This is a genomic window from Streptomyces sp. NPDC040718, from assembly GCF_055593565.1.
In genome coordinates this window covers 56,035-79,722 of sequence record NZ_JBVIXO010000018.1, presented here as the reverse complement: position 1 = coordinate 79,722, position 23,688 = coordinate 56,035, and the positions used below count along the sequence as shown (strand labels likewise).

At 75.1% G+C, this 23,688-nt stretch carries 24 protein-coding genes and 1 tRNA gene; 4 read left to right on the top strand and 21 right to left on the bottom strand.

The features are described from left to right. Positions 1-53: 53 nt before the first annotated feature. From ACZ597_RS31545 to ACZ597_RS31515, 7 genes are all read right to left on the bottom strand, one after another. Positions 54-1,721 carry a serine/threonine-protein kinase gene (locus tag ACZ597_RS31545; protein ID WP_471337558.1) on the bottom strand — a complete coding sequence of 556 codons (1,668 nt, stop codon included), beginning with the start codon at positions 1,719-1,721 and terminating at the stop codon, positions 54-56. A gap of 27 nt (positions 1,722-1,748) precedes the next feature. Continuing rightward, entirely contained in the window at positions 1,749-3,410 is a 1,662-nt protein-coding gene (locus tag ACZ597_RS31540; protein WP_471337554.1) for a peptide-N4-asparagine amidase, read from the bottom strand. 74 nt (positions 3,411-3,484) lie between these two features. Beyond that, positions 3,485-3,940, bottom strand: a complete 456-nt coding sequence (gene rraA / locus ACZ597_RS31535; protein ID WP_471337797.1) for a ribonuclease E activity regulator RraA — start codon at positions 3,938-3,940, stop codon at positions 3,485-3,487. A 17-nt stretch (positions 3,941-3,957) separates the two neighbouring features. Further along, positions 3,958-4,224 carry a GlsB/YeaQ/YmgE family stress response membrane protein gene (locus ACZ597_RS31530; RefSeq protein ID WP_471337549.1) on the bottom strand — a complete coding sequence of 89 codons (267 nt, stop codon included), beginning with the start codon at positions 4,222-4,224 and terminating at the stop codon, positions 3,958-3,960. A 65-nt stretch (positions 4,225-4,289) separates the two neighbouring features. Beyond that, complete coding sequence (locus ACZ597_RS31525; protein ID WP_471337546.1) at positions 4,290-4,580, bottom strand: hypothetical protein; 291 nt, start codon at positions 4,578-4,580, stop codon at positions 4,290-4,292. Positions 4,581-4,585: 5 nt separating this feature from the next. After that, the gene (locus tag ACZ597_RS31520) at positions 4,586-5,455 is read right to left on the bottom strand and encodes a hypothetical protein (protein WP_471337543.1); all 870 of its coding nucleotides are present in this window, start codon (positions 5,453-5,455) and stop codon (positions 4,586-4,588) included. Further along, complete coding sequence (locus tag ACZ597_RS31515) at positions 5,452-6,390, bottom strand: phosphatase PAP2 family protein (protein WP_471337539.1); 939 nt, start codon at positions 6,388-6,390, stop codon at positions 5,452-5,454. Before ACZ597_RS31515 ends, ACZ597_RS31520 begins: the two co-directional genes overlap by 4 nt. 148 nt (positions 6,391-6,538) lie before the next feature. Between ACZ597_RS31515 and ACZ597_RS31510 the strand changes: the two genes are divergently transcribed. Continuing rightward, a complete protein-coding gene (locus ACZ597_RS31510; RefSeq protein WP_471337535.1) occupies positions 6,539-7,159 on the top strand; it encodes a TetR/AcrR family transcriptional regulator in 621 nt (206 codons plus the stop codon). Positions 7,160-7,321: 162 nt separating this feature from the next. Here ACZ597_RS31510 and ACZ597_RS31505 read toward each other — a convergent pair whose 3' ends face one another. From ACZ597_RS31505 to ACZ597_RS31475, 7 genes are all read right to left on the bottom strand, one after another. Next, positions 7,322-7,867, bottom strand: a complete 546-nt coding sequence (locus tag ACZ597_RS31505; RefSeq protein ID WP_471337532.1) for a TerD family protein — start codon at positions 7,865-7,867, stop codon at positions 7,322-7,324. Positions 7,868-7,983: 116 nt separating this feature from the next. Next, on the bottom strand, positions 7,984-9,198 hold the full coding sequence (locus tag ACZ597_RS31500; protein ID WP_471337527.1) for a vWA domain-containing protein: 1,215 nt from the start codon (positions 9,196-9,198) through the stop codon (positions 7,984-7,986). 17 nt (positions 9,199-9,215) lie between these two features. Beyond that, entirely contained in the window at positions 9,216-10,406 is a 1,191-nt protein-coding gene (locus ACZ597_RS31495) for a sigma 54-interacting transcriptional regulator (protein ID WP_471337523.1), read from the bottom strand. Then, positions 10,403-12,268, bottom strand: coding sequence for an ankyrin repeat domain-containing protein (locus tag ACZ597_RS31490; RefSeq protein WP_471337520.1), 1,866 nt, complete (start codon positions 12,266-12,268; stop codon positions 10,403-10,405). Before ACZ597_RS31490 ends, ACZ597_RS31495 begins: the two co-directional genes overlap by 4 nt. After that, complete coding sequence (locus tag ACZ597_RS31485) at positions 12,265-13,416, bottom strand: leucine-rich repeat domain-containing protein (protein ID WP_471337517.1); 1,152 nt, start codon at positions 13,414-13,416, stop codon at positions 12,265-12,267. Before ACZ597_RS31485 ends, ACZ597_RS31490 begins: the two co-directional genes overlap by 4 nt. Positions 13,417-13,533: 117 nt before the next feature. Beyond that, positions 13,534-13,606: transfer RNA gene (locus tag ACZ597_RS31480), tRNA-Arg, on the bottom strand. A gap of 95 nt (positions 13,607-13,701) precedes the next feature. Next, positions 13,702-14,784 (bottom strand): hypothetical protein, encoded by a 1,083-nt coding sequence (locus ACZ597_RS31475; protein WP_471337792.1) that lies wholly within the window; start codon positions 14,782-14,784, stop codon positions 13,702-13,704. 236 nt (positions 14,785-15,020) lie between these two features. Between ACZ597_RS31475 and ACZ597_RS31470 the strand changes: the two genes are divergently transcribed. Further along, positions 15,021-15,833, top strand: coding sequence for a glutamate ABC transporter substrate-binding protein (locus ACZ597_RS31470; protein ID WP_471337514.1), 813 nt, complete (start codon positions 15,021-15,023; stop codon positions 15,831-15,833). A 104-nt stretch (positions 15,834-15,937) separates the two neighbouring features. On the opposite strand, the gene ACZ597_RS31465 is transcribed toward ACZ597_RS31470, so the two are convergent. Beyond that, positions 15,938-16,504: a DJ-1/PfpI family protein gene (locus ACZ597_RS31465; protein WP_471337510.1), complete on the bottom strand. Its 567-nt coding sequence runs from the start codon at positions 16,502-16,504 to the stop codon at positions 15,938-15,940. A 218-nt stretch (positions 16,505-16,722) separates the two neighbouring features. Here ACZ597_RS31465 and ACZ597_RS31460 point away from each other — a divergent pair, with 218 nt between their 5' ends. Next, positions 16,723-17,547 (top strand): endonuclease I family protein, encoded by an 825-nt coding sequence (locus ACZ597_RS31460; RefSeq protein WP_471337505.1) that lies wholly within the window; start codon positions 16,723-16,725, stop codon positions 17,545-17,547. 61 nt (positions 17,548-17,608) lie between these two features. On the opposite strand, the gene ACZ597_RS31455 is transcribed toward ACZ597_RS31460, so the two are convergent. From ACZ597_RS31455 to ACZ597_RS31440, 4 genes are all read right to left on the bottom strand, one after another. After that, positions 17,609-18,202 carry a hypothetical protein gene (locus ACZ597_RS31455; RefSeq protein ID WP_471337501.1) on the bottom strand — a complete coding sequence of 198 codons (594 nt, stop codon included), beginning with the start codon at positions 18,200-18,202 and terminating at the stop codon, positions 17,609-17,611. A 144-nt stretch (positions 18,203-18,346) separates the two neighbouring features. After that, positions 18,347-19,987, bottom strand: coding sequence for a beta-N-acetylhexosaminidase (locus ACZ597_RS31450; protein ID WP_471337495.1), 1,641 nt, complete (start codon positions 19,985-19,987; stop codon positions 18,347-18,349). 81 nt (positions 19,988-20,068) lie between these two features. Then, positions 20,069-20,506: a GlcG/HbpS family heme-binding protein gene (locus tag ACZ597_RS31445; protein ID WP_471337492.1), complete on the bottom strand. Its 438-nt coding sequence runs from the start codon at positions 20,504-20,506 to the stop codon at positions 20,069-20,071. 38 nt (positions 20,507-20,544) lie between these two features. After that, on the bottom strand, positions 20,545-21,765 hold the full coding sequence (locus ACZ597_RS31440) for an MFS transporter (RefSeq protein WP_471337489.1): 1,221 nt from the start codon (positions 21,763-21,765) through the stop codon (positions 20,545-20,547). A gap of 224 nt (positions 21,766-21,989) precedes the next feature. Between ACZ597_RS31440 and ACZ597_RS31435 the strand changes: the two genes are divergently transcribed. Beyond that, on the top strand, positions 21,990-22,442 hold the full coding sequence (locus ACZ597_RS31435) for a MarR family winged helix-turn-helix transcriptional regulator (RefSeq protein WP_471337484.1): 453 nt from the start codon (positions 21,990-21,992) through the stop codon (positions 22,440-22,442). A gap of 6 nt (positions 22,443-22,448) precedes the next feature. Here the strand turns inward: ACZ597_RS31435 and ACZ597_RS31430 are convergent, their stop codons facing one another. Continuing rightward, a complete protein-coding gene (locus ACZ597_RS31430) occupies positions 22,449-23,009 on the bottom strand; it encodes a hypothetical protein (protein WP_471337480.1) in 561 nt (186 codons plus the stop codon). Next, positions 23,006-23,665 carry an RNA polymerase sigma factor gene (locus ACZ597_RS31425; RefSeq protein WP_471337477.1) on the bottom strand — a complete coding sequence of 220 codons (660 nt, stop codon included), beginning with the start codon at positions 23,663-23,665 and terminating at the stop codon, positions 23,006-23,008. Before ACZ597_RS31425 ends, ACZ597_RS31430 begins: the two co-directional genes overlap by 4 nt. Positions 23,666-23,688: the final 23 nt, after the last annotated feature.

Here is a 23,688-nt window from a genome sequence, read left to right as displayed (position 1 = left end):
TACGCGGCTGCGTGCGGGTGCGCGTGCGGGTGCGCGCGTACGGCTACACGATGTCAGGAGCGGTACACCTTCTTCACGTTGCCCTGGGTGTCGGCGTGGACGTAGCCGCCCCGGCCGTACTCGTCGGTGAGGTAGGGGCGCATGGAGGCGGTCGCGTCGAAGAGCCAGGGCTCGACGATGAGGTAGCGGGAGGTCGGCTTGGTGACGCCGAGTTCCTGCTGGGCCCGCTCCAGGAGGCCGGGCAGGGCGTCCCACTTCACGGCCGCCATGTCGATGAGCGGCTCGTCCGGCTTGACGGTGCCGCCGGGGCCGTCGTGCTTGACCTGGCCGTCGCGGTACTCGTACCGGTCGAAGGTGTCCGCCCCGGGGGTGGTGGGGATGGAGGCCAGCACGTACCCCTCGTAGACGGTCATCTCCACGAAGGTGGTGGTACCGGTCTGCTGCTTGAACGCCTCGATGACGGTACGGACCTTGTCGGGCGTGAGCAGGCTGCCCTTGACCGCCGCGGCGGGGGTGCCCTGGGCCTTGGGCGGGGTGGACCTCGGGGTGGCGGGCGCCTGGGCGACGGTGGACGCCGGGGCGGAGGCCGTGGAGCCCTTGGCGTCCGGGTCGCCGGACTTGCCGTCGGGCAGGGCCTGGACGAGCCCGGCCGCGCCGCCGGCCAGGGCCAGCACGAGGACTCCCCCGATCAGGGCGGCGCGGCCGCGCCCCCGGGCGGGGGCCGCGGCGGTGGCGGGAACGGGGGTGGTGTGCCCGTACGGGGAGCCGCCGCCGGGGGTGAAGGGCCGGGTGCCGGAGAACGTGGGAGGCGGGCCGTACGCGCCGGGGCCCGCGAGCGCCCCCGCCGGGGCGGCCCCGGCAACCGCGCCGAGAGCGGTGCTCGCACCCCGGAGCAGCGCTTCCAGCTCGGCGCCGTCGGGCCGCGCCGCGGGATCGCGTACGAGCAGCCGCTCCAGTACGGGGCCCAGCGGGCCCGAGCGCACGGGCGCGGGGATCGGCTCGTCGAGGACGGCGACCACGGTGGCCAAGCTGGTGGCCCGGCGCAGCGGGTGCGTCCCCTCCGCGGCCACGTACAGCATCATGCCCAGCGACCACAGGTCGGAGGCCGCCAGGCCCTCCTCGCCCCGGCACCGCTCGGGGGCGATGTACTCGGGCGAGCCGATCAGCACACCGGTGGAGGTGAGGGCGGTCGCCCCGTGCATGGCGGCGATGCCGAAGTCGGTCAGTACGCCCGCCCCGTCGGGCCGCAGCAGGACGTTGGCCGGCTTCACGTCCCGGTGGAGCACGCCCTCCGCGTGTGCGGCGCGCAGCGCGGAGAGGATGTCGAGCCCGAGCCGCACCACCTCGGGCAGGGGCATCGGGCCGTCGGCCAGCCGGTCGTGCAGGGAGCCGCCCTTGAGCAGCTCCATCACGATCCACGGGTGGCCGTCGGGGGTGCCCGGCGCGGGCTCCACGATGTGGTGGATCGTCACCACGTTGGGGTGGGCGAGGCGGGCCAGGGCCCGCGCCTCGCGGATGGCCCGCTCGCGCAGCTGGACGGCGAGGTCCGGCTGCGCGGCGGCGGTGGCGGGGTCCGGCGGGCGCACCTCCTTGAGTGCGACCTCGCGGTGCAGTGCGATGTCGCGGGCGCGCCACACCGTGCCCATGCCTCCGGCGCCCAGGGGGCCGATGAGTTCGAAACGGCCGTCGATCAGCCGTCTGCCGGCCTCACTGTTCTCCATGGGCGGTCATCGTAGGCCCCGCCACCGTCAGCAGCGGAGGCGGTCCTCCGTCAGGGCGCCCTGAGCGGTGGACACCGTACGGTCGTAACAGCCGCCGGGGATGTCCGACCCGTACAGGCGGTAGCGCTCGGTGGAGGTGCCGACGGCGTGCCGCTGGTCGCGCGGGACGTTCGCCGTGTAGGAGGCGTCGCCGGTGTACCGGTCGTCGAGGTGGGTGCGGCCGATCGGACGGCCGCCGCGCAGGGTGGTGGTGTCGGCCCGGTCGCCGAGGGACAGGACGGTGCGCAGCCGGTCGCCGGCGCCGAGGGTCGTCTCGCCGTCCATGGTGTACGTGCGGGCGGTGCGGGTGGTGGTGGCGCCGCGGGTGACGCTGTCCTCGTCGTTCCAGGCGGCGGTGAGGGCGTCCCGGTTCTCGCCGTCGGTCCAGCGGTGCGCGGAGGTGTGCGACACGGCCCGGGTGACGGTGGTGGTGACCCGGCCGTGGGAGGTGTCGAGGTATCCGGCGACGGTGAGGCGGTGGGCGCCGTCGGTGTCCAGCCGGTGTTCGCCGCCGGGGGCCGCGGGGGTCCAGCGGGAGGAGCCGGTGGGAGCTCCCTCCTCGTGGCGGGTCAGGGCGCCGGTGACGACCTGGCGGCCGTGGTCCTGCCAGAGCAGCAGGTTGGCGGGGGTGTTCCAGCCGGCCTGGCCGGCCGGGACGCCGGCGACGGCGACCTCGACGCGGTGCTCGCGGCCGTCGTTGAGCAGGGCGGCGTAGGGGGTGATGTCGTACACGATGGGCTGGACGTCGAAGGCGCGCGGGCCGGGGGTGACGTACCAGAGGAAGGGGTTGGACCAGCCGCCGGTCCACACGGTCGGGAAGGGCGCGGCCAGCCCGGCGAGTCGTCCGTCGACGGAGATCCGGACCTCGCGGTAGGGGCCGTCGGCGGCCTTGCATGAGTAGGGCGCGGCGTCGGGGACGGTCATGTACCAGTACTCCTCGCAGCCGCCGCCGGAGCCGGTGGCGTACACCTCGGCGAGGAGCCGCTCGGTGTTGCGCGGGGTGGTGACGGCGGCCCCTCCTCGGTCGGAGCCGGTGAGCGGCAGGACGCGGTCGGGGGTGTCGGGGGCCGGGGCGTGCCGGTCGGCGGCGTAGAGGGTCAGGGTCACCTTGACGTCGATGACGCCGGTGTAGGTGTCGTTGACGACGTTGCCGATCAGCATTTCGACGGGCTGGGGGCGGCTGAGCACGTCGCGGTAGCGGGTGACGTCCTTCTCGACGGACCACTCGACGCCGTCGGGCGAGGGCTCGGGGGTGGAGGTGCGCAGGATCTCGACGCCGCCGAGGGTGAGGTTGCCGAGCCGGTCGTACTGGCGGCCCTTGACCTTGCCGTCGAGGCGCAGGACGGCCTTGGCCCAGTCGGAGCGGCCGCAGCCGGCGGGCGGGGTGTAGGTCCCCTTGTAGGGGGTGAAATCCCGGAACTGGGCTTCGGCCAGGGTCACCTGGCAGGACCGGGTCGCGGGGCGCCGGACGGGCGGGGCGGCGGTGAGGGGGTCGTGCCAGTCGGTGCCGAACTCGGCGGGTGGGACGGGTCCGCCTGCGGCGGCGGGGCCCGCGGTGTCCGGGGATCCGGCGGCGGCCGCGGGTCCGGCCAGGGCCCCGGCGGCGAGGGTGAGCGCGCCGAGCAGGCCCATGATCCTGTGTCGTCTCATGGGCCCGCAGTGAAACCCCTGGCGGCCCGCCACCGCCAGGGCCGTGGCCTGCGGGTGGCGCGAAACCGACGGTGTCAGTGCCCGGCGGGCAGCACCACGACGCCGTCGTCGTCCACGTACACGGTGTCGCCCGGGCGGAAGGTGACCCCGCCGATGGTGACGGGCTCGTCGACGGCGCCCTCGCCGGTCTTGCCGCTCTTGCGCGGGCAGGTGCCGAGTGCCTGGACGCCGAGGTCCAGGGCACCGAGGGCGACGCTGTCGCGGACGGCGCCGTTGACGATGAGCCCGGCCCAGCCGGAGGCGTGGGCCGCGCCGGCGATGAGGTCGCCGACCAGGGCGGTGCGCAGGGAGCCGGCGCCGTCGACGACGAGGACGGCGCCTTCGCCGGGGGTGTGGAGGAGTTCGCGCAGCAGGGCGTTGTCCTCGTGACAGCGGACGGTGCGCACGGGTCCGGCGTACAGGTGCCGGCCGCCGATCCGGCGGAACGGGGTGGCGCAGATGCCGAGGACCTCGCCGTGCTCGTCGTACAGCAGCGTAGGCCAGGTGCTCAGCGGCGGGAGTTGCCGAAGAGTATGCGGTAGCCGATGAGCAGGACGAGGGAGCCCGCGATGGCGGAGCCCCAGGTGGCGAGGTCGAAGAACTGGGCCTGGATCGGCCGGTCGAGGAACTTGGCGGAGAGCCAGCCGCCGGTGAAGGCGCCGGCCACGCCGATGAGGGTGGTGACGATGAGGCCGCCCGGGTCCCGGCCGGGGAGCAGGATCTTGGCGATGCCTCCGGCCAGCAGGCCCAGGATGATCCAGCCGATGATGCCCATGCCGTTCTCCCCGCTCTTCGTGTGCGTCTCTGCCCCTGAGGACGCGGGCGGGGGCCCGGCGGTTCTCAGCGGTGGCGGGCGCGCCACAGCGCGGCGGCCGCGGCCGCTCCCGCGACGGCGCCGACCACCGCGACGCCGCTCCGGGAGCGGTAGGCGAAGAGGGAGAGGGTGGAACGGGCCGAGAAGGCGGAGCCCGCGCTCAGCCAGGAGGCGGTCGAGGCGACCGAGAGCGCGGACCCGAGGGAGCCTACGGAGAGGAAGCTGCCCGCCGAGCCGATGGAGAGCACCGAGCCCACCGAGCCGATGGACAGCACGGAGTTCCTGGACCAGAGGGAGAGGTACGAGCGGTCGGCCATGCCGATCATGCTGTCACATGGCCGGCCGGCACGGGGCGGCTTTCGGCGCCCTGCGCGGCGGGCGCGGTGCGGGTGAGCAGCAGGACCCCGCGGGTGGCGGCGAGGGCTCCGGCGGCGGCGAGCAGGATCCCGAGGGGCCCGTGCTGGAGGCGTTCGCCGAGCAGGATCATGCCGATCGCGGCCGCGGCGAGCGGGTTGGCCAGGTTGACCACGGCGAGCGGGGCACCGAGGCCGCCCCGGTAGGCCCGCTGCGAGAGCAGCATCCCGCCGACGGCGAAGACCACCACGAGCAGGGCCACGGTGATCACCCGGCCGCTGAGCAGGGCTCCGCCCCGGCCGCCCGCGACGGCGACGGTCTGGGTCAGGGCGGAGGCGACGGCGGAGGCCAGTCCGGAGGCGGTGGCGTGGCGCAGCCCCGGGCCGGGGTCCTTGCGGGCGGTGAGCAGGAGGATCGCGGCGACGGTGGCGCCGGACACGGCGAGCGCCTCGGCCAGGGTGAGGGTGTCGTCGGGGGCCGGTCCGGAGGCGGGGAGCAGCAGCAGTCCGAGCCCGGCGACGGTGGCGAGGGTGCCCCGCCACTCGGTGGCGGCGACCCGCCGGCCGGCGCCGCGCGCCCCCAGCGGGACGGCGGCCACGAGGGTGAGCGCGCCCAGCGGCTGGACGAGGGTCAGCGGGCCGTACCTCAGCGCGGCGGCGTGCAGCAGCGCCGCGGCGGCGTTCAGTCCGGCCGACCACCACCAGGCGCTGTTGCCGAGCAGGTCCCGGGCGGTGCGGGCGACGGCCCGGCGGGCGAGGCGCTCCTGGGCGACGGCGGCGGCCGCGTAGGTGGCGGCGGAGGCGAGGCAGAGGGCGACGGCGAGGACGGTGGCGTTCACCGGTCGCCTCCGGCGGGGACCGGCACGGGTGCGCCGGGGGCCGGGCCGGTCGCGGGGGCGCCGGCGTGCCCGCCCGGGGGTGCGGACGCCGCGGCGGGCGCGGGGGCGGTCGGCGGCGAGGGGGCTGCCGCCCCGGTGCGGACCGGCTCCGCGACCGGACGGGGACGCGGGCGCGGCAGGCCGCGTACCGCCGGTGCGGCTGCGGCGTCGGCGGCCGGGCGCGGGACCAGCAGCAGGGCCGCGCCCAGCAGCAGGGCGGCCACGACGGCGTCGACCCAGTAGTGGTTGGCGGTGCCCACGACCACGAGCAGGGTCACCAGCGGATGCAGCAGCCACAGGGCACGCCACCGGGACCGGGTCGCGGCGATCATCCCGAGGGCCAGCATCAGCGCCCAGCCGAAGTGCAGCGAGGGCATCGCGGCGAACTGGTTGGCCATGGTGTCGGCTTCCGGGGCGGCCCCGTAGACGCTCGGCCCGTACACCTGCGCGGTGTCCACGAGGTGCGCGGCGTCCAGCATCCGGGGCGGCGCGAGCGGGAAGGAGAGGTGCAGGACGAGGGCCGCGCCGGTGAGGACGGCGAGCACCCGGCGGGTCCACAGGTAGTGCCGGGGGCGGCGCAGGTACAGCCAGACGAGGAACAGGGCGGTCGCCGGGAAGTGCACGGCCGCGTAGTAGGTGTTGGCGGTGTGGACGACGGCGTCGGAGTGGAGCAGCAGCCGCTGGACGGCGCCCTCTCCGGGCAGGTGCAGGGCGCGCTCGGCGTCCCACACCCGGCCGGCGTTGTGGAAGGCCTCGTCGGTGCGGCCCGTCGAGAGCGTCCGGCCCGCCTTGTAGACGGCGAACAGGCCCGCGACGAGCAGCAGCTCGCGTATGAGCCGGCGGCGCGCGTCGCTCTTCCCGGCCGGTGGCCGGTCCGGTGTGGTGTGGGAGGTCATCCCCCGGTCTCACTTCTTTCGGTTCCTATCGACACGCCAGTGTATCGATACATGGGCGTATCGATACGCTGGTGTCCCGATAAGCTCGGATGGCCGTACACTCGGAGCACGGACCCACCGCTGGATCCCGTGAGGAGAAACCCACCCCATGACGTCGACGCCGCAGGTCACCGCGCGCCGCTCCAAGATCAGCCCGGAGCGCGAGCAGGAGTTCTACGACGTCGTCCTCGACCAGCTGCGCGAGCACGGCTACGAGGCCCTCACCATGGAGGGCGTGGCCGCGCGGGCCTGCTGCGGGAAGTCCACGCTCTACCGGCAGTGGAAGACGAAGCCCCAGCTCGTCGCCGCCGCCCTGCGCGCGAGCCGGGCCCGCCGCGGCGAGCGGACCCTGACGGACGTGGACACCGGGAACCTCGCGGGGGACCTCCGCGAGGCCGCCCGGATCGCGGCGGGCACCTCGGGCCGCGACGCCCGGCTCACCCAGGCGCTTGGGGTGGCCGTGTTCGGCGACGAGGAACTCCAGGCCGCGCTGCGCGAGGCCCTGGTGGAGCCCGAGCTGGCGGCCTTCGGCGCGATCGTCGAGCGGGCCGTGGCGCGCGGCGAGCTCGCCGCGGACCATCCGGCGGTGGAGTTCCTGCCGGCGCAGCTGATGGGCGTCCTGCGGATCCGGCCCGTGCTGGAGGGGCGGTACGCGGACGCCGACTACCTGGTCAGGTTCGTGGACGCCTCGCTGCTGCCCGCGCTGGGCATCAGTCCGCAGGCCCCTTGACCCCCTGAACCGGTGGGCCGCCGTTCACGATGACCGGACGGCGACCCACTCGCGCTGCCTCGTGGGGACGGCGGCAGCGCGCCACCCGGACGGGGCGGCGGCCACTCCCGAGCAGGGTGACCGCCGCCCGGTCCGGTGCGGACCACCCGGCGCGGTGCGGGTTCAGCCGCGCGCGGCGCCCATGACCCGGGCGTACTCCTGCGGGTCCGTGTCGAACCCGCGCGTGCGGGCGTCCAGCACCCAGCCGCCCGAGGCGTCCCGGGTGAACTCGGCGACGGTGGCCGCCGTGGCCCCGGCGAGCTCCGCGAAGTCGGTGGCGGCGAGGTCGGTGTGCCCCTCGCGGATGCGCAGCCCCGTACCGCCGACGGCGGCGAAGGTCCTGCGGTCCGGCGCCGCGGCCGTACCGGCGTCCTGGATCACCACGCCGACCACCACCCGGTCCAGCCCGGGCGCCAGCCGGTCCAGTTCGAGGGTCATCACCTCGTCGAAGCCGAAGCCCTGCCCGGTGCGGCTGTCCCGGGCCAGGGTGATGGTGCCGTCGGGGGCGCGGCTGCCGAAGTGGACGAGGTAGACGGGCTCCCCGTAGGGGTCCTGGGTGCCGTACACGGCGGCGACGATGTCCAGGTCGTTCGCGGGCGTGCCGGCGGGGCTGGGGTCCCAGCGCAGCGCTATCTCCACCTTGGCCAGGCTCTTGCGTACTCCGCTCACCGAACTCCCCCTCCGCGTGGCCGCTTGGGCCGTCTCGTCCGGCGCCATGCTGCCACGCGTACGTGATCACCGTACGAACGACCGTACACAACCGGCCAGTTCCCGGCCCTGCCCGCTCAGCGGCTCAGGTCGGCCGGGTCCAGGCGCACGGTCTCCACCCAGCCGGGCGGCTGCGGCGCGCCCGCCCCGATCAGCGCGGCGATCAGCCGGCAGGACGGGGACTCCGCGGGCCAGGGGGTGATGCCGTCGGTCAGCACGACCACGATCGACGGCCGGTCGGGCCGGGCCAGCGCGGCCGCGATCCCCACGCGCATGTCGGTGCCGCCTCCCCCGGCCAGGGCCACCTCCCGGGCACTGGTCACCCGGCTCACGGCGTGCACGTCCGCGTCGCAGGCGAGCACCGTGACCCGGTTGCCCCCCACGCCCACCTCGCGCAGCACCCCGGTGACCTCCGCGAGGGCCGCGGCGAGTTCCGCGTCCCCCATGGACCCCGAGGTGTCGATGACGACCGCCACCCGGGGCAGCGGCCGGCGCAGGCTCGGCAGCACCACCCGGCCGCCGAGTGCGGGCGTGCGGCGCGAGGGGCGCCGGTACGTGTAGTCCACCGCTCCACCGGCCCAGGCGGCGGCCTCCCGCACCGCCCCGGACAGGGCGCGGCGCCAGTCGACGGCCGGCTCCAGCACCTGTTCCGCCCAGCGCTCCCACCCGGCGGGCACGCTCCCCCGGCCCCGCGAGCGCAGATGGGCGCGTACGGCCTGGGCCGTCTGGCGGCGCAGGGCCTCCGCCTCCACCGGACCGATCCGGGCGGTACCGTCACCGTCACCGCCGAGCTCCCAGGGCGCCGGGGTGCCGTGCGCGCCGGAGCCGCAGTCCACGCCGTGCGGGGGCGTGGGCGGGACGCCGGCCAGGTAGCCCTCGAACAGCCCGCCCCCGGGGAGGCCGAAGAGCCCCGGCTCCATCCGGCCGGCGGGCAGGCGCAGCCCGTCGGCGAGGAGGTCGTCGTTGATCTCGCAGTCCTGGGCGATGTTGATCCGGACCGGATCGCGCTGGTCGGCGGGCGGCAGCCGGTCGGCCCGGCCGTGGTGGTCGCGCAGCAGGTGGGCCACCTCGTGGATCCACACCCCGGACAGTTCGGGGACGGGGGTGCGCTCCACGAACTCCGGCGAGACGTAGCAGCGCCAGTACCGGTCGACGCCCATCGTCCGCACCCCGGACGGGCCCGGGGAGGGGACGACGGTCAGCGCGTACAGGGCGGAGGCGAGGTAGGGCCGGGCCTCGGCGGCCGCGTAGCGGGCGGCGAGCAGCTTGGCCCGGTCGAGCGGGACGTCCACCGGCGCGGCCCCGCCCGTCAGCGGGCGCCGGGCAGGGCCCCGGCCAGCTGGAGCAGTTCCACGAAGGCGTCGATCCCCGCGGGGACCGGCCAGGACAGGTCGCGCATCGCCGCGAGGTCGGCGGCCGCCCGCGCGGCCACGTCGGGCACGCCCGCGTCGACGGCCTTGGCGAGGACCTCCCAGCCGGCCTCCCAGCGGGAGCGGGTGGGTTCGGCCTGCACGGCGGCGACGACGGCGATGAGGAAGGCCAGCTGGCGGTCTCCGCGCTCGGGCAGCGCGAAGGCTCCGGGGTCGGCCAGCACGCGTTCCGGGTCGGGCAGGTCCAGGTGCTCCAGGTAGGTCAGCAGCTCCAGTCCGGCGCCGTCCCCGACGGCCCCGGTGAGGGCGGCGGACAGCGCCTCGCGGCCCGCGCCGGCCGCGTACCCGGTGGCCAGCAGGCGCAACGCCATCTCCCAGGTGCGCGGGGAGGGCCAGGCCCTGCCCCGGCCCTCGGCGTCGTTCGGCATGTGGTGGACCAGGCCGGGCCGGGCCGTGAGGAACCCGGACACCGCGCCCCGGGCGCGGGCGACCGCTCCGGCGGACCGGGCGCGGACGACCACGGGGAGGGCGGTCTCGGGCCAGGTCCCGGCCATGCCGCGGGCCACGGTGCGCGGGTCGTGCGTCCAGTCGAGGTGGACGAAGCGGTTGGCGAGGGGCGCGCTGAGGTGCCAGCCGTCGGCCGCGCTGGCGGGCGGGTTCGCCGCCGCGACGATGCGTACGGAGGCGGGCAGCTCCAGGCTGCCGACCCGGCGTTCGAGGACGACGCGCAGCAGGGCGGCCTGGACGGCGGGCGGGGCGGAGGACAGCTCGTCGAAGAAGAGCAGCCCGTGTCCGGTGCGGGCGAGGCGCACCGCCCAGTCCGGCGGGGCCATCGGCACCCCGGTGGTGGCGGGGTCGTCGCCGACGATCGGCAGGCCGGCGAAGTCCGAGGGCTCGTGGACGCTGGCGACCACGGTCTCCAGGGCGACCCCGAGGGAAGCGGCGAGCCGCTCCATTCCGGCGGACTTGCCGATGCCGGGCTCGCCCCACAGCAGGACGGGCTGATTGGCCGTCACCGCGAGGGCGAGGGCCTCCAGCTGGTGGTTGGCGGCGGGCTCGGTACGGGTGGTGCCGAGCCGGGCGGACAGCTCGTCGGCGGCGGCCAGCGCGGGCGGGGGTGCGGTGCTCATTCCCGCGCTCCCGCGTCGCCGCCGGACCCGTCCGCGTCGAGGGCCTCCGGGGTGCCGGCCTCTCCGGTGCCGGCCTCCGTGCCGCCCGCTTCCGCGTAGCCGTCCTCTTCGTGGTCGTCGTCGAAGTCGCCCCATTCGGCGCGCTCGGCCATGAACTCGTCGTAGTCGTCGGAGTTGATGCCGGGGTGGCGCTCCTCGACGAGTTCCTTCAGGAAGGTCAGGTCGGTGCGCTTGTAGCGCGTCACCACCTGGGCCAGTGACAGCTCCATGCCGTCGACCACGTCGGTACGGGCTCCGGCCGCGAGGAGCGCCCGGACCAGGGACGCGGTGCCGCCGTTCTGGACGGCGCACTGGAGCGGGGTGCGTTCGCAGTCGTCCTCGTCCTCCAGGCCGAGTCCGGCCTCCAGCAGCCTGGGCAGCAGCTCCTCGTGGCGTACGAAGGGCAGCAGGTGCAGCAGCCCCTGCCCCCTGCCGTTGCGCGCCCGGGGGTCCAGCCCCGCGTCGAGCAGGGCGAGCACCCCGGGGGTGTCGCCGTGCTGGACGCGCTCGAACAGCTCCCGCCGCTCGGCGCGCAGGGCGCGCGGCAGCCGGCCCTTGCCGGAGGCCCAGGCCTCCCGGACGGCGAAGCAGCCGGCGACGTCGCCGCCGAAGGCCCGCAGGGCGCGCTCCCGCTGCTGTTCCTCGGCACTGTGCGGGAGTTCGAGCCGGCCGTCCCGGGAGCGCACCTCGTGCCACTCGCCCAGGCAGCGCACCCTGGCGGTGCCCGGCGCGGCGGGGCCGGGCGGCCCCGCGGCCGGTGCGGCGGCGGGGAAGAGGGCGGCGGTGACGAGCGGGTGCAGCTCGCCCGGGGCGGTGCGGCCGGTGCGTACGAGGTACGGGTCGGGCAGCGGCCGCCAGGCGTAGTCGGGCAGCCGGGGTACGTCGCGCACCTCGGACGAGTCCACCAGCCGGGCCCGCAGCCCGCCGTCCGCACCGGCGAGTTCCACCAGCAGCAGGCAGCGCCAGTGCGGGGCGAACTCGAACCGGTCGCCCCCGCCCGCCGCGGCGAGCCGGCGCACCCCGGTGGCGAGCAGGGCCGGGTCCAGCACGGCGGTCTTCAGCGCGGCCGCGGCGTCGCTCCAGCGGTAGGGGTTGACCGGGGCGCTCAGGTCGAGCTCGATCCCGGCGGCGGCGAAGGCCTCGACGGTCTCCCCGCGCGACTGGAGCACGGCGGCCCACTCCGCCCTCCCGGCGGGGTCGGCGGGGCCGGGGTCGGCGGTGGGCACCTCGTCCTCGCCCAGCGGGGTGCCGTCGGCGCGGAAGAAGGGCATCCGCTCGGCGGGGCCGACACAGGAGCGCAGCTCGGCGGTGTGCCTCGCGTCCCAGAACCAGCGGGCGCGGCTCCAGTCCTCGACGACCCAGTCGGCGTAGGAGTGGCGCCGCGCCGCGGGGTCGACCGGCGCGCAGTGCAGCCGCAGCCGCTGCGGGCCGTCCACCATGGCGCGGGTGGTGACGTACAGGACCGGCGCGTCCGGGCCGGAACCGTAGCGGGCCAGCACGACGCGGCGGTTCGGGGCGATGACGGTGCGGCCGCCCAGGACCCGGGGCAGGTGCCAGCGCAGCAGGTCGGGGGCGAAGTGGCGCAGGTCCTCCGCCACCGCTTCGGCGAGGTCGGTCCCGTGCCGCGCGGCGAGCGCGGCCAGGTCGACGGTGGTCTCCGTGCCGGCGGCGTCGCAGGCGGCGCGCCAGTCTCCGGCCAGGCGGTGTGCGGTGGCCCGCTCGATCGTCCCGGCGGGTACGGCGTAGCGGCGGATCCGCTGCCAGGCCGCCGCGTCCTGGGACGGGATCCCGCCGGGCGGCGTGGTGCGGGCGCGCTCGCTCACCGGTACACGCTCCCGATGGCCCGCAGGTCCGGGTGGGAAGCCCGGGCGGGGCGCAGCCGCTCGGCGAAGGAGCGCTTGAGGCGGCGGGGGGTGCCGGGGCCGAGGCCGACGTGCTCCAGCGGGGCGCCCTCGGGCAGGGCGGCGAGCAGGCTCTTGGCCCCGCGTCCGGTGATGCCGGTGTGGCGCAGTTCCAGGCGGCGCAGCGGGCTGCCGGGCAGGGCGGCGGCCAGGGCGTACGCGCCTTCGTCGCCGGTCTCGTTGCCGGCGGAGCCGAGGCTGCGCTCGGACATGGTCCGGCCGAGGTCCAGGGCCTCGATGCCGCCGAGGGCGTCGGCGAGGGCGCGGGCTCCGGCGACGCCGATGCCGTTGCCGCCGAGGCCGAGGCGGACGGGGCGCTCGGGGCCGGCGTCGGCGGCCGCGGCGGCGATGACGGCGACGCCCTCGTCGCCGAGGTGGTTGGCCGGTACGTACAGTTCCCGGACCCCGGCCTCGCGGATGAGGGCGGCCAGCAGCGGCGCGGCTTCGGCGGTGAGGCCGTTGCCGCCGAGGAAGACCCGCTCCAGGGGTGCCTCGCGGTCGCGCAGGGCGTCCAGGAGGAGGCGTACGCCGCCGGCGCCGATGCCGGTGTTGACGAGGTCGAGGGTGCGCAGCGCGGTGTTGCGGCGCAGCAGTGCGGCGACCGTGCGGGCGCCGACCTCGTGGAGGGGGTTGCGCTTGAGCCAGAGGGCGCGGACGGCGGTGTCGTCGGCGAGGGCTCCGGCGAGGGCGAGCACGCCGTCGGGACCGATGCGGTTGCAGCCCAGGTAGAGGGTGTGGAGCCCGTGGCGGCCGTCGGCGCCGGCGAGGGCCGTCGCGAGGGTGCGGGCGCCTTCGTCGCTCAGGGAGTTGGTGCCGAGGAGCAGGTGCGCGGCGTGCGGGGAGGTCAGCGCGACGGGCAGCAGGCGGGCCGTGCCGGCGGGGCCGAGGCCCTGCTTGCAGAGGTCGACGCGGCCGTCGGCGCGCAGGGTGCCGAGGGGGAAGGTCTCGTCGGTGTCGACGGGGTGGGCCTGGGCGAGGCGGACGAGCAGCGGGCCGAGGTCCGCCGGGTCGGCGAGGGGCAGGTCCGGGTGCTCGATTGCGGGGCACCGTACGGGCGTCGGCCGTGTCATCAGCATTCCACCGGTTCCGTCGCCGGCGCCCGGCGACCCTGCGACTTCGCGGAGCCGCGGCAGGCCGGCACGCTTCGCGCCGTGCTGCCGCCGTTCCGACATGACGGAAGAGAAAGGCAAGACCGGTCGGATTCGAACCGACGTCCTCCAGCTCGATGCTTGGGCGCGACGACCTCTGCGCTACGGCCTTGCCGACGGTGATCATAGCGGCTCCATGGCCGGAAATCGATCACCAGTTTGAACCACTGGGGGCCCCGGGGCCCCCGGACCCCCGGGCCCCGGGGGCTACCAGTCCCCGCCCTGGACCGGCTTGCCCGGGCGCGGCGCGTCGCCGAGCGGCAAGATCTGGCCGGGCGCCGGGGGCGTCCAGGGCGTGTGGTCGTCGCCGATCCAGTCGCCGACGGGCTTGACCTCGGCGAGGGGGCCGGCCGCCGGGAGGTCGGTACCGCTCTCGTCGTAGTAGTCGTACCAGGGCAGGCCGGCCTTGGTGTAGGCGGAGCGGTCCACGGGCGAGGGCGGCGCGTCCTCGCCGGTGATGCGGCGCCACTCGGGCGGCGTGACCAGGTGGACGAAGACCCGCGCGGCCGGCCGGTCGGCCCAGGCGGAGAGCTTCCGGTCGTCCTGGTAGACCTCCTGGCGCATCGCGCCGCCCACCCCGAGCCCCATGGCCGGGGCGGGGGCCCGGCGAGCTGCCGGGCGGGCGGGGGCCGCGCCGGGGGCGGCGGCGGCCATCGGCATGGGCGGCGCGCCCGGCGCGGACGGCATGGGCGGCGCCGCGCCGTAGCCGCCCCCGCCGTAGAGGTGTTCGGCGACGGCGCCCTCGCGCCGTACCCGCTCCTCCTCCCGCCAGGCCGCGAGGGCCTTCGGGCCGAGCGGGAACGCCTGGAGCTGTACCCCGCCGGTCACCTCCTCGCCGGTCACCTGCCCCTCGACCGTGGCGCCGAGGCCGAGCGGTACGGCGACGAACTGGCGCACCGTCCCGTCGCCGGAGTTGATCCCGTCGAGCCAGGGCTGACGGGGCAGCACCACGTAGTTCTGCGGCTCGCGCTCCAGCCGGCCGGTCCACCGCTTGCCTGAGACGGCGCACACCTTGCCCACGCCCACCTGGAGCGCGGCGGGCTCCCGCGAGCCGCCGAAGCTGAGCCACATGGCCTCGCGCAGGTACACCGGCAGCATCACGCCGCCCTTGGCGAGCCACTCCGGCGGAACCGTGTCCGGATAGTCCTCCACCCGCCGGAGCGGGAACTCCCCCAGCCCCGGCGGGAGTGCGTGCGTACCCGACTCGGGCAGGCGCAATGTCCGGATGAACCGGATCCGTGCCCCTTCGCCCAGCAGGAGCGTGTTGCCCTCGATCCTCGCCGCGCCCATTTCCTCGTTCGCCACTCGGGACAGCCCCCTTCTCCCGCCACTCACCGGAAACGCCGCAAGATCCACGGCTGAACCGGATCGTTATGCTCAAGTTTTCCTCAGAAGTAGTGACGGTGCGGCCGTCACCTTCCTAGCTTCCTCATACACGTGCCCCCGCGCCCCCGCGGTTCCGCACGCCTGCCCCCGTTCCCGCGACGTCCCCCGGGATTCCGCGTTCCCGAGGAAAAGAGTTCAGCATGAAGGTTCCCAAGGCCGGCGCGGTCGCCACGGCGATCGTCCTCGCCGCCACCGCCTCCGGCTGTGGTGGTGAAGCCCCGAAGGAGCCCATCTCCATCGGCATCAAGTTCGACCAGCCCGGCATCGGGATGCGCGAGCCCGACGGCACCTTCACCGGTTTCGACGTCGACGTGGCCACGTACATCGCCAAGGAGCTCGGCTACAAGGCGGACGAGATCGAGTTCAAGCAGGTCTACAGCTCGGACCGGGAACTGCTGATCCAGTACAACGAGGTCAAGTTCGTCGCCGCGAGCTACACGATCAACGACAAGCGCCGCGAGAAGGTCGAGTTCGCCGGGCCCTACTTCGTCGCCCACCAGGACCTGATGGTCCGCGCCGACGACAACTCGATCACCAAGCCGGAGGACCTGAACAACAAGCGGCTGTGCACGGTGAGCGGCTCCACCTCCGCCGAGAACATCCGCAAGAACCTGGCGCCGAAGGCGAGCGTCCTGGAGCTCGGCGGCTACTCGGAGTGCCTCGTCGCCATCCGGGACAACACCGCCGACGCGATGACGACCGACAACTCCATCCTCGCCGGGTACGCGGCGCGCAAGGGCAACGCGGGCAAGTTCAAGCTGCTCGGGCTGAACATGAGCAACGAGAACTACGGCATCGGCCTCAAGAAGGGCGACAACGACCTTCAGCGGAAGATCAACACGGCGATCACCAAGATGGTCTCGGACGGCTCCTGGGAAGCGGCCGTCAAGAAGCACTTCGGCCCGGCCAACTACAAGTACGAGCCGGCGCCCCAGGTCACGACCGGCAGCTGACGAACCCCGGGGCGGGGGCCCCGTCCGGCCCCCGCCCCGGTTCCCGGCCGGCCGCCAGGCCCTGTCCGGGCGGTCTTCGCGGGCCCGCGCCGCCCGGACAGGGTCTAGGAGAGCGGCGCCTTGCCGCGCAGCACGGTGAGGAACTCCCGCATCCAGGCGGGGTGGTCGGGCCAGGCGCGGGCCGAGACGAGGGTGCCGTCGACCACGGCCTCGGAGTCCCGGAAGCCCGCCCCCGCCGCCTTCATGTCGGGCTCCAGCGCCGGGTAGGCCGTGACCTGCCGCCCGTTCAGGCCACCGCTCGCGGCGGTGATCAGCGGGCCGTGGCAGATCTGGGCGATCGGCTTGTCGTCCCCGGCGAAGGCGGCCAGGATCCGCCGCACCTCCGGGTCGTTGCGCAGGTACTCCGGCGCCCGCCCGCCCGGGACGACGACGGCCGCGTACTCGGCGGGATCCACGTCCGCGAAGGCGATGTCGGCGGGCCAGGTGTAGCCGGGCTTCTCCGTATAGGTGTCGAAGCCCTCCTCGAAGTCGTGCACCACGAACCGCAGCTTCTTGACCGCGGGCGCCGCGATGTGCACCTCGTACCCCTCCTCCCGCAGGCGCTGGTAGGGGTAGAGCACCTCCAGGGACTCCGCCGCGTCGCCGGTCACGATGAGGATCTTCACTGCCATGGGCCACTCCAGTGCGAGCTGTCGGCGGCCGCGTCGGGGCCGCCGGGGGCACCCGCTACCGTGCCCTGGGCGCACCGCGGACAAACACCAAGGTCCACGTCCCCGACACATGGTTTTTGCTTGTAGGGCACATGACAATAGGATCCTCGCTCTGCCACCAGACACCCCGCCAACTGCCATGGCGGGGACGGTGTTTGTGGAGAGGTATCCCCCACGTCATGAGAATCTCCCGTACCGCCCCCTGGGCCGCCGGGCTCGCCGCGGCCGCCCTGTTCCTCATACCGGCCAGCGCCACCGCCGGCCAGCACCGCACCACCGCCGACACCGCGCAGGCCGCTCCCCAGGCCTACCCGGTCACCGTCGACGCGTACTACGCGGCCGCCGAGGGCAAGACCGGCGCCGCGCTGAAGACCGCACTGCACGACATCATCAAGACGCAGTCCAAGGTCAGCTACGACGGCGTGTGGAACGCGCTGAAGGTGACCGACCAGGACCCCGCGAACCCCGACAACGTCATCCTGGTCTACTCGGGCCGCTCCCAGTCCAAGTCCACCAACGGCGGCGGCGTCAACGACTGGAACCGGGAGCACGTCTGGGCCAAGAGCCACGGCGACTTCGGCACCGCCACCGGCCCGGGCACCGACCTGCACCACCTGCGGCCCGAGGACGTGACCGTCAACAGCACCCGCGGCAACAAGGACTTCGACACGGGCGGCAGCCCGGTGGCGGAGGCCCCGGGCAGCCTCACCGACGCCGACTCCTTCGAGCCCCGTGACGCGGTCAAGGGCGACGTCGCGCGGATGCTGCTGTACATGGCGGTGCGCTACGACGGCGGGGACGGCTTCGCGGACCTGGAGATGAACGACAGGGTCAACAACGGGACCGCCCCGCTCTTCGGCCGGATCAGCCTGCTCAAGCAGTGGAACCAGATGGACCCGCCGGACGCCTTCGAGCAGCGCCGAAACCAGGTGATCTACGACACCTACCAGCACAACCGCAACCCGTTCATCGACCACCCGGAGTGGGTCAACTCCATCTGGTAGCCGTCAGCTTCCGGGCCTGGCCGGGCCGGGGTCCGGCCCGGCCAGGCCCGGCTCCGGAGCGCTACTTGGCGTAGACCTCGACGAGGGTGTCGATGACCCCGGCCGCGTTCAGGTGGTAGCGGAAGGGCAGGCCCGAGTCCGGGTGGGCGATCACCCATGAGGTCAGCTCGTGCGTGGTGATCGGCTTGCCCATCACCTCGCCCGGCAGGATCGGCGAGGTCGCGGTGATCTCGGCGGTCTCCGAGATCGGGTAGAAGGTCTCCTCGCCCACCGGCTCGAAGGGCCCGGGGCAGCCGAACTCGCCGTGCCTGACGATGAGGTTGTGCGAGCCGCCCTCGGGCGTGTAGCGGTACACCGCGATGGTGTCGGGCGAGATCGGCATCTTGTGGTCGCAGGCGGGCGCGGGGGCCGGGGCCGGAGGCTTCTTCCCCGCCGGGGTGGCGGGCGCCGGGGGCTTGGCCGTCGCGGCCGGCTTCGAGGGCGCGGGCGCGGCGGACGTACCGGCCGCGGACGGCGCGGCCGGGGCCGCCGGGGCGGCCGCGCTGGGCGCGCCGTCCGGCGCGGCGGAGTCGTCGCCGTTCTGGCAGGCCGTGAGCGCCAGTGCCCCGCACATCGCGAGGGCGGCCATGGCCGCCCTCCCCCCCAGCGCTCCCATGCCCGTCTCCCTCTGCCGCGTTCCGGTGTCGCCGCACCGTAACCCTCGGGATCCGGCCAGGGCGATGGCCTGATGTGATTCGTCACCGGGCCGGGATCGGGTCGTTGCGGAGTACGGACGTCCGCCCCTGCTCAGCGGTGCCGGTCACCGCTCAGCGGCGAGCCGGCCGGCGAGGGACTGGAAGTCGGTCCAGGCGGCCTGCGGCGGGCGCGGGTCCCAGACCTTCTGGGACAGGGCGGCCAGCGGCATCCGGATGCCCGCGGCCACCTGGTCCGGGGTCTGCGCGGCGGCCAGGTCGCACCAGACGGCGAGGCGGGCGCCGAGCACCTGCGGGTCGTAGCGGGCCGGGACGGGGGTGGTGCCGCGCAGCACGAGCGGGGTCCACTGCTCGTAGATCCGTTTGCCGGTGGGGTAGGTGAACTGATTGGGCTCGCCGAGCACGTAGTAGAGGTACTCGTCGTTGAGGTTGACCACCTTGCGGCCGGCGTCCAGGTACTCCAGCGGCGGCCGGGCGCCGATCTCCTTGCCCGTCCAGTACTCGGCCTGGATGTCCTGGGCGGCCTTGGCGATCCCGCCCCTGAAGAATCCGTCGTTCCACGCCTTGAGGGCCTTGCCCGACGGCCGGACCACGGCGGCCCGGTCGTTCAGCCAGCCCGTCGCCAGGTCCTGCACCCGGGCGGTGGGCCCGTAGCGGGCCCGCGCGGCGCTCGCGAGGGCGGGGAAGGAGGCCTGGGGGTCGCGGACCACCAGCGCCTGGTACTCGTCCGCGCCCAGGTGCCAGGCGCCCGCGGGGAACAGCGGCAGGTACTCGCGCAGCAGGTCGTCCACGAGCTCGGCCGACGCCGGGTTGGATATGTCCACGGCTCCCTTGACGGCCCGGCCGGCCGCGTCGCGCAGTTGCAGCTCCGGGTGGACGCGGAGGACGGCACCGAGGTGTCCGGGCGAGTCGATCTCGGGGACCACCGCGATGTGCAGCCGGGCGGCGAGCGCGTTGATCCGGCGCACCTCGGCCTTGGTCAGGTGCGGTGTCGAGACGATCTCGGGGTGGGTGGCGGACTCGATCCGGAAGGCCTGGTCGTCGGAGAAGTGCAGGCCGAGCTGGTTGAGCTTGAGGTCGGCCATCTCGCGCAGCCGGCCCTCTATCCACTCCGGGGTGAAGTACTTGCGGGCGATGTCGAGGTTGAGTCCGCGCTGCGGCTTGGCGGGGGCGTCCTTCACGGTGCCCTCGGGGGCCGAACCGGCGCCGCGTATCTCCTGTTTGAGGGTGCGGGTGCCGTAGAAGACGCCCGCCTCGTCGGGGCCGGTGATGCTGACCCGGCCGCCCTGGACGGTGAGGGTGTACGACTCCGCCGGCCCTGAGCCCTTCGCGGCGAGGGCGAGCCGGACGTCGCCGGGCCCCGGCTGGTCCGACTCGGCGTACCCGAGGTCCAGTTCGCCGGCGAGGAGCTTCCCCTCGTCGGCCAGGGCCGCGCTGTCGGCGGGTGCGACGAGGACGCGGGCGCCCGGGGCGGGCTTCCAGCCGGGGCCCCGGGCGGGCACGTGCTCGCGTACGGACGGCACGGTGCGGGGGGCGCTGGAGAGGGGGTACGCCGAGGGGGGCGGCCCGGTCGGCTCCGGGGACGGGGCGGCGGCGGTCGGGACGGGGGCCGGGGAGGCGGCGCCCGGAGTGGCGCGGGTGCCCTCGGCACCGGCCGAGCAGGCGGGTACGGCGAAGGCGACCAGCGTGGCGGCCGCTGCCGTCGCGATGGCCCGACCTCCGCGGAACCGTCCGGTCGTCTGCCTCATCGTGAACCCCTGTCCCCCGTACCAACCTGGCACGGGGGACACGGTCGCGCGACCCGGGGCGTCGCCCGGCCGGGGCGTCCCCTACGCGGCGGAGTCGGCCCGCTCCAGGGTCTCCAGGGCGGCCGTCCCGAAGCCGTGGTCCTGCTCGGGGGCGCCGCCGCCCACGCCCACGGCTCCGATCAGGTGGCCGTCGCGGTGGACGGGGAGCCCGCCCGCGATGAAGAGCAGCGGCCGGTCGAGCGCGGTGGGCAGGCTGTGGAAGGGCCCGCCGGGCAGCACGGCCTCGGTGAGCTCGGCCGTGGGCGCGTTCAGCTGGAGGGCGGTGAAGGCCTTGCGGGTGCTGGTCTCGCCGGAGATCAGGACGGCCCGGTCGTCGCGGCGGAAGGCCAGCGGGTGGCCGCCCGCGTCCACGACGGTGACGCTGACCGCGACCCCGGCCGCCTCGGCGGCGGTACGGGCGGCCGCGACGAGCAGCTCGGCGTCCTCGGTGGTGAGCGGGGAAACGGCTGTGCGGGACATGTGGTGCTCCTGTTGCTGTGTGGTGGTGCGGGTGGGGGTCAGTGGTGGACGGGGGTGGGCGCCCCGGCGGGGGGTCCGCCCGCGATCACCCGGCTCGCGCCCGCCGTGCGGCGGACCGTGCGCCGCTCCAGCGCTCCGGAGACGAGGGCGAGGACGAGGGCGGAGGCGGCGAGGGCGGCGCCGACCCAGTTCGGGGCGGTCCAGCCGAGTCCGGCGGTGATGACGAGCCCGCCGAGCCAGGCCGCGAGGGCGTTGCCGAGGTTGAAGGCGCCGATGTTGACGGCGGAGGCCAGCGTGGGGGCGCCGGCGGCCTGGTCCAGGACGCGCTTCTGCAGCGGCGGCACGGTCGCGAAGCCGAGGGCGCCGATGAGGAAGACGGTGACGGCGGCGCCCGCCTTGTCGTGGGCGGTCAGGGTGAAGAGGGCCAGTACGACGGCCAGCGCGCCCAGGGACACGTACAGCATCGGCATGAGCGCCCGGTCCGCGTAGCGGCCCCCGACGAGGTTGCCGGTGACCATGCCGAGCCCGAAGAGGACGAGCAGCCAGGTGACCGAGGTGGCGGCGAAGCCGGCGACGTCGGTGAGCATCGGGGTGATGTAGGTGATCGCGGCGAAGACCCCGCCGAAGCCGAGGACGGTCATCGCCATGGCGAGCAGCACCTGGACGTTGCGGAACGCGGCCACCTCGTGGCTCACCCGCACGCCTTCGGGGCGGGGCAGGTCGGGGACCAGCCGGGCGATGCCGAGCAGGCCGAGCACGCCGAGGGCGGCGACGATCAGGAAGGTGACGCGCCAGCCGAGGTGCTGGCCGACGAGGGTACCGAGGGGGACGCCGACCACGTTGGCCACGGTCAGGCCGGTGAACATCATGGCGATGGCGCCGGCCTTCCTTTCCGGGGCCACGAGCCCGGCGGCGACCACCGAGCCGATGCCGAAGAAGGCGCCATGGGCGAGGGAGGCGACCACGCGTCCGGCCAGCATCACGCCGAAGGCGGGGGCGAGCGCGGAGAGCACGTTGCCGGCGATGAAGAGGCCCATGAGCAGCATCAGCATGCGCTTGCGGGGGACTCGGGTGCCGAGGACGGTCATCACCGGGGCGCCGAGGACCACGCCGAGGGCGTAGCCGGTGACCAGGAGGCCGGCGGTGGGGATCGAGACGCCGTAGCCGGCCGCGACCTCGGGGAGGAGGCCCATGATCACGAACTCGGTGGTGCCGATCCCGAAGGCTCCGATGGCGAGGGCGAGGAGCGCGAGTGGCATGACGAAGCTGCCCTTCAGGGTGCGAGGGGTGGGGGTGGGGGTGGGGTGGGGTGGCGTGCGGTGACACGGGGCGAGCGTTTTTGCGCTCGCCGGTTACGCTCGTCCACATTAATTGCAGACGCGGGATATTTGCAAGCGCGGGCTATTGCGCCAGTGACCTATCCTTGGCGGTACGCGCACGGCGCACGACCACGCCATCCCCACACCCACGACGGAGGAGCCACATGACGGCCACGGACAGCGCACTGACCGGCCTCGCCCAGGGCTGGTGCGCCCTCTCCCTCCTCCACGGGCGGATCGAGACGCACATCGAGCGGGCCCTCCAGGCCGGCCACGGGCTGAGCGTGCGCGAGTACTCGCTGCTGGACGTGCTCAGCCGCCAGCACGGCGGCCCGGGCGGGCACCTGCGGATGCACCAGGTCGCGGACTCGGTGGTGCTCAGCCAGAGCGCGACGACCCGGCTGGTCAGCCGGCTCGAGGACCGCGGGCTGCTGAGCCGCTACATCTGCGACACCGACCGCCGGGGCATCTACACCGACGTCAGCGAAGCGGGCCTGGCCCTCCTGGACCAGGCCCGCCCGACGAACGCCGCCGCCCTGCGCGAGGCGCTGGACGAGGCCGCGCTCAACCCGGAGCTGGCCCCGCTGGTGGCGGCGGTGGAGAACACGAGCCGGTAGCGGCCGTCAGCCCTTCGGCTTCGAGGAGGGGGTCGGGGTGCCTTCCGGCATCCCGGCCCCGCCGGCGGGAACCGGCGTGGCCGAACCCCCGGCGGGCACGGTCGCCGGGGGCGCGGACCGCGGCGGGCCCACCGGGGCCGACGTCGTCGACGGCGGCGGCGCGGGCGTTCCCGCCCCGGTACCCGTCCCTGCGGGGACGGACGGCGCGCTCGGCGGCACCGAAGCCGACGGCGACACGCTCGGCCGGGGCGTGCCCGCGGGCCCGGTCGGACTGAGCTCCGGCGGCGCGGCGGGCGGCTCGGGGCGGACCGGCCGCTGATCGGGCCCGCCGAGCACGAGGTACCCGGCCAGGGCGGCCGCCGCGAGGCCGGACACGCCCGCGAGGGTCCACCCCCCGCGCCGCAGCCACAGCGCGCGCGGGGACAGCCGCCGCAGGTGCGGGCCGGGCGGATCGGCGGGCCGCAGCGAGACGACCGTCACCTCCTCGGCCCGGGCTTCCAGGGCCTGGCGCAGCCGGCGCTCCACGGGGCGTTCGCCGTCGGGCGCGATACCCGTAGGACCGGTCATACCCTTCCCTCCAGAATCCTCTCCAGCGCGTCCAGGCCGCGGCTGGCGTTCGACTTCACCGAGCCCCGGCTGATGCCCAGGGTCTCGGCGATCTCCGCCTCGCTCATGTCGGACCAGTAGCGCAGCACCAGGACCTGGCGGCGGCGCGGGGTCAGTCTGCCCAGCGCGGCCAGCACCTCGCGGTGCGCCTCGTCCAGGACCACGGACGCCTCGGCGGAGGGGACGTCGGCGGTGACCGGCGGGACCCAGGCGCGGGCCGTGCGGCGGCGGCGCAGCACGGACCGCGCCGTGTTCACGACGGCGGTGCGCAGGTAGCCCAGCGCGTTGTCCACCTCCGAGATCTGCTCCCCGTACCGGCGGTAGAGGGCGGTGAACGCGTCCTGCACCACGTCCTCGGCGGTGCCGAGGTCGTCGACGAGGAGCACCGCGAGGCGGACCATGCCCAGCCGGTGGGCGTGGTACAGCTCGCTGACGGTCGGCGGGCGGGAGGCGTCCCCGGCGCCGTGGCCGCCGTGGCCGTACGTGTCGTCTTGCGCGTACGTGTACGCGCGGGCGCCCGGCGCGAACGGGCCGGGGCCGGCCGACGCCGGTGCGGTGCGCTCGCGGCGCGTGATCCACCACCACAAGCCCCGCCACGTCCGGGCGGAGCCGGACATGAGGGGGCTGGCGGATGGTGCGA

Bases quoted from the DNA above. Each gene is read 5' to 3' on its own strand.
- ACZ597_RS31545 (WP_471337558.1), bottom strand. From the start codon at position 1,721: ATGGAGAACAGTGAGGCCGGCAGACGGCTGATCGACGGCCGTTTCGAA.
- ACZ597_RS31540 (WP_471337554.1), bottom strand. From the start codon at position 3,410: ATGAGACGACACAGGATCATGGGCCTGCTCGGCGCGCTCACCCTCGCC.
- ACZ597_RS31530 (WP_471337549.1), bottom strand. From the start codon at position 4,224: ATGGGCATCATCGGCTGGATCATCCTGGGCCTGCTGGCCGGAGGCATC.
- ACZ597_RS31525 (WP_471337546.1), bottom strand. From the start codon at position 4,580: ATGGCCGACCGCTCGTACCTCTCCCTCTGGTCCAGGAACTCCGTGCTG.
- ACZ597_RS31515 (WP_471337539.1), bottom strand. From the start codon at position 6,390: ATGACCTCCCACACCACACCGGACCGGCCACCGGCCGGGAAGAGCGAC.
- ACZ597_RS31510 (WP_471337535.1), top strand. From the start codon at position 6,539: ATGACGTCGACGCCGCAGGTCACCGCGCGCCGCTCCAAGATCAGCCCG.
- ACZ597_RS31495 (WP_471337523.1), bottom strand. From the start codon at position 10,406: ATGAGCACCGCACCCCCGCCCGCGCTGGCCGCCGCCGACGAGCTGTCC.
- ACZ597_RS31485 (WP_471337517.1), bottom strand. From the start codon at position 13,416: ATGACACGGCCGACGCCCGTACGGTGCCCCGCAATCGAGCACCCGGAC.
- ACZ597_RS31475 (WP_471337792.1), bottom strand. From the start codon at position 14,784: ATGGGCGCGGCGAGGATCGAGGGCAACACGCTCCTGCTGGGCGAAGGG.
- ACZ597_RS31470 (WP_471337514.1), top strand. From the start codon at position 15,021: ATGAAGGTTCCCAAGGCCGGCGCGGTCGCCACGGCGATCGTCCTCGCC.
- ACZ597_RS31465 (WP_471337510.1), bottom strand. From the start codon at position 16,504: ATGGCAGTGAAGATCCTCATCGTGACCGGCGACGCGGCGGAGTCCCTG.
- ACZ597_RS31460 (WP_471337505.1), top strand. From the start codon at position 16,723: ATGAGAATCTCCCGTACCGCCCCCTGGGCCGCCGGGCTCGCCGCGGCC.
- ACZ597_RS31455 (WP_471337501.1), bottom strand. From the start codon at position 18,202: ATGGGAGCGCTGGGGGGGAGGGCGGCCATGGCCGCCCTCGCGATGTGC.
- ACZ597_RS31450 (WP_471337495.1), bottom strand. From the start codon at position 19,987: ATGAGGCAGACGACCGGACGGTTCCGCGGAGGTCGGGCCATCGCGACG.
- ACZ597_RS31445 (WP_471337492.1), bottom strand. From the start codon at position 20,506: ATGTCCCGCACAGCCGTTTCCCCGCTCACCACCGAGGACGCCGAGCTG.
- ACZ597_RS31440 (WP_471337489.1), bottom strand. From the start codon at position 21,765: ATGCCACTCGCGCTCCTCGCCCTCGCCATCGGAGCCTTCGGGATCGGC.
- ACZ597_RS31435 (WP_471337484.1), top strand. From the start codon at position 21,990: ATGACGGCCACGGACAGCGCACTGACCGGCCTCGCCCAGGGCTGGTGC.
- ACZ597_RS31430 (WP_471337480.1), bottom strand. From the start codon at position 23,009: ATGACCGGTCCTACGGGTATCGCGCCCGACGGCGAACGCCCCGTGGAG.
- ACZ597_RS31425 (WP_471337477.1), bottom strand. From the start codon at position 23,665: ATGTCCGGCTCCGCCCGGACGTGGCGGGGCTTGTGGTGGTGGATCACG.